This window comes from Bradyrhizobium sp. BRP56, from assembly GCF_020194035.1.
In the GTDB taxonomy this organism is placed as follows: domain Bacteria; phylum Pseudomonadota; class Alphaproteobacteria; order Rhizobiales; family Xanthobacteraceae; genus Bradyrhizobium; species Bradyrhizobium australafricanum.
The window spans coordinates 1-1,128 of sequence record NZ_JADYVV010000172.1 but is presented as its reverse complement, the minus strand read 5'-3'; the positions used below and the strand labels follow the sequence as shown (position 1 = coordinate 1,128).

General features: G+C 64.9%; 1 protein-coding gene. It reads left to right on the top strand.

Features of this window, described 5'->3' with window-relative positions; translation table 11 throughout:
• Window positions 1-1,128, top strand: a 1,128-nt coding sequence (locus tag I6F38_RS43210) for an IS4 family transposase (RefSeq protein ID WP_225164688.1), incomplete at its 3' end; no start/stop codon positions are given.

The window sequence follows — 1,128 nt, the reverse complement described above, 5'->3', positions numbered from 1 at the left end:
ATGGCTGAGCACGCGGCGGAGCGGACGGCGGCACGAGTTGCGGGGCGCGAGGTTTTGGTCGTGCAGGATACGAGCGAACTTGCGCTGGGAGGCCGTCGTGCCAAGGCCGACGGCTACGGCCCGGTCGGAAAAGGCGGGGCGCTGCGCGGGCTGTTGCTGCACGCGGTTTTAGCGGTGGACGCCGGCAGCGGCGCACTGCTGGGCCTGGTCGATGCGCCGGTGAGGAACCGCAGCGGCGGCAAGGTCAAATCCCGCCGGTCGCGGACGACGGCGCAGAAGGAATCGCAGCGTTGGCTCGATGGGACGGCTCGCGCCGGTGTCGTGCTGGCAGCGGCGCAGAGCATCACGGGCGTATCGGACCGGGAAAGCGACATCTACGAGCACTTCGTGCGACGTCCGGACAACATGCATCTGATCGTGCGGGCGTGCCAGAACCGACGGATCGAAACCAACGATGCGGAGCAGATCGGGCAGCTGTTTGGGCATGTCGACAGCCTGCCCGAACAAGGCCGCTTTGCAGTTGAGATCCCGGCGGCTCCGGGACGCGCGGGGCGCAAGGGTGAACTGGCTGTCCGCTTCGGCCGCGTCGAGTTGCGCAGGCCACTCCATGGCGCATCTGATCTGCCGCCCACGACCACGGTGAGCGTTGTCGATGTCCGCGAAACATCGGCAGCCGACGGCGAAAAGCCGATCCATTGGCGGCTCCTGACGACGTACTCGGTCACGAGCCTTGCCGATGCGCAACGGATCATCGGTCTCTACCGGATGCGCTGGGTCGCTGAAGAATACTTCCACACCATCAAGACCGCAGGCTTCAACATCGAACAGGCTGACATCGCCGAGCCCGAGATCATGATCAAGCTGGTCGCTGCCATTGCCGTCGCGGCAGTCACTGTGATGCAACTCGTCAAAGCTCGCGACGGCACCACCGATCAAAGCCTGCTCGAGGCCTTCGAACCAGCCGATCAACCAATCCTGGAGGCCATCTCGGCCCGCCTGGAAGGCAAAACCGCGCGCCAACAGAACCCGCATTCAAAGGGATCGCTCGCCTTCGCCGCATGGGTCATCGCTCGTCTTGGCGGCTGGACCGGTTACTATGACAAACCCGGCCCAAAAACCATGCGCCGG